The 4,139-nt window shown below is 64.7% G+C and carries 4 protein-coding genes; all 4 read left to right on the top strand.

All coding sequences use genetic code 11. The annotated features are described in order from the left end of the window. Positions 1 to 651: 651 nt before the first annotated feature. The 4 genes from U9978_RS09255 (at position 652) to U9978_RS09240 (ending at position 4,091) form a co-directional block, all read left to right on the top strand. Entirely contained in the window at positions 652 to 1,668 is a 1,017-nt protein-coding gene (locus U9978_RS09255) for an ABC transporter substrate-binding protein (RefSeq protein ID WP_322760659.1), read from the top strand. A 52-nt stretch (positions 1,669 to 1,720) separates the two neighbouring features. Next, positions 1,721 to 2,317 carry an NADPH-dependent FMN reductase gene (locus U9978_RS09250; protein ID WP_322760658.1) on the top strand — a complete coding sequence of 199 codons (597 nt, stop codon included), beginning with the start codon at positions 1,721 to 1,723 and terminating at the stop codon, positions 2,315 to 2,317. Further along, complete coding sequence (locus tag U9978_RS09245; RefSeq protein WP_322760657.1) at positions 2,314 to 2,931, top strand: flavin reductase family protein; 618 nt, start codon at positions 2,314 to 2,316, stop codon at positions 2,929 to 2,931. Before U9978_RS09250 ends, U9978_RS09245 begins: the two co-directional genes overlap by 4 nt. Before the next feature lie 155 nt (positions 2,932 to 3,086). Beyond that, positions 3,087 to 4,091 carry an ABC transporter substrate-binding protein gene (locus tag U9978_RS09240; protein ID WP_322760656.1) on the top strand — a complete coding sequence of 335 codons (1,005 nt, stop codon included), beginning with the start codon at positions 3,087 to 3,089 and terminating at the stop codon, positions 4,089 to 4,091. The last annotated feature ends 48 nt before the right edge of the window (positions 4,092 to 4,139 follow it).

Raw genomic sequence — 4,139 nt, 5'->3', positions numbered from 1 at the left:
TCGGATATCCGGGCGGGATAGCGGCATGTGCTGCGGACGATCCGCCGGGACCCGATGTTTGTCCCGGTCAACTCGTGTGATGTGTGATCACACTGCGTAGTTGCGGAGTACCTGTGCAGGTGGGTGCGGCGCGCTCCGCGTCACATGTCGGTCAGTAGGCCGGACATGCGGCGGACTTCACCCGGAGAAGGTCGATGTGACCCCGGGTAACCAAAAACGCCGACTTCAACATGAGATCAACGGAATCACACGGCTTCTACCTGCGTCAACGGGCTATGTAGTGTGACTCATATTACTTTCCCACTACTTGACTGAACAAGGTGTTCATACGCAGAGTGCTGTTTCGTGCCTGCCGAGACGATCCTGACGCGGCGCCGCTGCGTGGATTACGCCCGGGCCTGGAGCAGCCGCTGTCGATGACCGCCCCAGGTTCCCCCGTGACCCCGGGCGAGGGCGCTCGTGCCCCGTACATCATCGGTACCCACTGGTTGTCTATCGATTGTCTTACTTTGCGTGACTGAAATTTCTGGTGACCAGGAGTGCGTGGACGCGGTCCTCGGCGTCACTCATCCACTCTTGATTACTTCTAGCCCGTCCGTCACAGCCCGTACCGGTTTCGGACGGGAAATATCCGCGCTTCGGAGTTGCCTGATGTCACGCCTGTTCATCCGTGTCAGACCCCGACCCCGGCTGCTCGCGGGCGTCACCGCACTCGTGGCCGTGTCTCTGCTGGCCGCCTGCGGTGGGGGATCCGACTCTGTGAGCCCGCAAGCGGTCGCGACGAGTACCAAGGTCGATCTTTCCGGGGTGACTCTTCGCGTTGCCGACCAGGTCGGTCAGACCAAGGCGATTCTCGAAGCGGCCGGTGTTCTGAAGGACGCTCCGTATAAGATCGAATGGTCGGATTTCGCGGCAGCCGCCCCGCTGTTGCAGGCGCTGCGGGCGAACGCCGCGGACATCGGCCCGGCGGGTGATGCACCCATCCTCAACGCGATCGGTGCCGGCGCGCCGCTGAAGATCGTCAGCGTGACCCGAACCGCCGCCAAGGCAGTCGCGGTGATTGTCCCGAAGGACTCGCCGATCCACACCGTCGCGGACCTCAAGGGCAAGACCGTCTCGCCGACCACGAAGGGCAGCGTCGGGCACTATCTGTTGCTCGGCGCCCTCAAGGAGGCAGGGCTGAGCCCGGGCGACGTCACGATCTCCTTCCTGACCCCGCAGGCCGCTACCGCCGCGTTCGACTCCAAGCAGCTCGATGCATGGGTGACCTGGGACCCCTATGTTGCCCTTGAGGAGCAGAAGGGCGCGACCATCATCCGGGACGGGGTCGGGATCAGTTCCGGGCTCGGGTTCACCGTCGCGTCGGAGCAGGCGGCCGGGGATCGGATCAAGCGCGCGGCCATCGCGGACTTTCTGGCCCGTCAGAGCAAGGCTTTCGACTGGTCGAACACCAACAGAGCGGACTTCGCCAAGCTGTTCGCCTCGTTGACGAAGTTGCCTGAGCCGGTCGCCCTGGCGGTGGCCAACCGCCGTACCGTGACCTCTCCCCCGATCGATGACACGGTGATCAAAGATCTGCAGAAGGCTGCGGACGTGTACACCGATGCAGGCGTGATCGATCACAAGATCGACGTCGCCCCGTACTTCCTCCATTCGCTGGCTTCCTGATCTACCGAACCGCCCTGCACACGTACGTCCATCCGACTTACGGAGGCTGGTCATGCCGAAGACCTTTCCGCGCATCGTCGTGCTGACCGGGAACCCACGCCCAGCCTCCCGGACACGTGCGGTTGCCCGGGCCGTCGCCCAACGGATTTCGCAAGGACTCGCCGCCGACCCGGCTTTCGACGCACGACCGACCGCACGCCCCGACGACATCGACATCGACCTGGCCCTGATTGCCCAGGATCTGTTCGCCGACACCCATGGTTCTGTCGCCACCGCGCTGGAGTCCACGCGGGCGGCGGGCGTGCTCGTGGTGGCAACGCCGGTCTACAAGGGTAGCTACACGGGTCTGCTCAAGGTGTTCCTCGATCTGCTGCCCTCGGGTGGCCTGACCGGTGTAGTCGCCGTGCCGGTGATTGTTTCAGCCGCGCCGGCGCATCAGGCCGTCGCCGAGCTGCACCTGCGTCCGGTCCTTGCCGAACTCGGCGCGACCGTTCCCACGCCGGCGTTCTCGATCGTCGAGGCCCAGTTGCCAGACCTCGAGGCCCAGGTCGAGGGCTGGGTCGCGGCGAACAGCCGGTTGGTTCGGGCCTCGGCCGCAGTGCTCGCCACCGAACCGGTGCTCGCCATCGAAGCGGAGCTCGCGCGATGAGCCACCCTGCTCGGCGCCCGGCCGACCCTGGATCGGACGAGCACGGTGTGGCGCAAGCCCCGGTCGTCCGGCTCGTGGCCGCACCTCCCGCAGGTGCTTCCGGGAATGATCAAGTCGGCGCGGGGGTCGATCCCGGCACCTACCGAGGGGTCTTCCGCCGGCACGCGGCCGGGGTCACGGTGGTGACCCTGGACGGTCCGTCCGGGCCGGTGGGCTTCACCGCGACGTCTGTTGCGTCGCTGTCGCTGGAACCGCCGCTGATATCACTGTCGGTGTCATCGGTCTCGTCAAGCTGGCCGGCGTTGCTCCACGCCGACACCGTGGTCGTACACCTGCTGTCCGACGGCCAGGACGACACCGCGCAGCGCTTCGCGGCCAAGGGCGTCGACCGGTTCGCCCCGCCCACCCGTTGGACCCGTCTGCCCACCGGTGAGCCGGTGCTGACCGAGACAGCGGCCTGGGTCCGGGCGCGGCTCGAGCATCGGATCGTTACCGGCGACCACCGTCTGCTGGTAGCCCGCGTGCTACAGGCGCACGTCGAGGATGACGACGCGCGGCCGTTGATCTATCACAACGGTCGTTACGGGACGCTCACCGTCGATGACCGTCCATAAGCGGCGATGACCGTCCGGTGTCATCGGACCGAATTTAACCGAATTTATCCAAAATTATCGCATCATGTCTTCAATGGGGGAAAATAGTGAAACTCAGGAAGACCGAGCGAATATCATCCGGGGGGCGCGGGAAGCGATTGCGTGCTCTTTCGACGGTGGTTACGGCGCTCGTCCTGGCGGCCACCGTAGCAGCCTGCGGTGGGAGCTCGGACAAGCCCGCCACCGTTGCCGCGACCGCGACGGGCACGCCAGATCTCAGTGGCGTAACCCTGCGGGTCGGTGAAACCGGATATCAGCGGCAGCGGCTCTATCTGGAGGCCGCGGGTCTGGCGAACACGCCGTACAAGGTTGAGTACGTCACGTTTGACAGTGGCAGCCTCCAGCTCCAGGCGATGGCCGCCGGCAATCTGGACGTGGCGCAATCGAGCGAGATCCCGCCCATCTTCGCCAGCCAGTCGGCTGGTGGCGGCAACTTCAAGGTCATCGCGGTGATGCAGGCGACGACCCTGTTGCAGGAGGTGCTCATCCCCAAGGGGTCGTCGCTGAAGAGCATCGCCGACCTGAAGGGGAAGAAGGTCGGGTACGTCGCCAGCACGACGGCCCATTACTTCCTCTACAAACTGCTGGAGCAGGCAGGCCTCGGCTGGAACGACATCCAGCCGGTGAAACTTACCGTTCCCGACGGCGTGACCGCGCTACTGTCGGGAAGCGTCGACGCTCTCGCCACTTACAGCAACGCCGTCATTACCACCAAACAGCGTGGCGCGACGACGCTGGGTAGCGGCGAGAAGATTTTGTCCGGTAACTACGCCTACGAGGCCACGCCGAAGGCGATCGGCGACCCGGCCGTGCACGCCGCCATCGCAGACTTCCTCGGCCGGCAGCAGAAGGCATTTGGATGGGCGCGGGCACACCCCGATGACTGGGCGAAGATCACCGCCGAGCAGACGAAGCAGCCGGTGGCCCAGGCGTTGGAAACCTTCAACAGCGGCGAAGCGCAGCGGCCGACCAAGCTGATCCCCACCTCGCCGGCAACTATCAGTTCCGCACAGGATGTCGCGGATGTTTTCGTCAAGGCGGAGCTGCTGAAGGCCAAGGTGAACGTGGCCGACTACTTCAGCACGGCGTTCAACGCCGAGATCGAGAAATTCGGCGCCTGAACCATTGATTATGGCATATTAATGGTGTATTAGGCTGGATTGGCCGGC

The sequence above is a fragment of the Protofrankia sp. Cr2 genome (assembly GCF_963555885.1).
Classification (GTDB): domain Bacteria; phylum Actinomycetota; class Actinomycetes; order Frankiales; family Frankiaceae; genus Protofrankia.
Note: the sequence above shows the minus strand (reverse complement) of the source record. Positions and strands in the feature narration are given on the sequence as shown.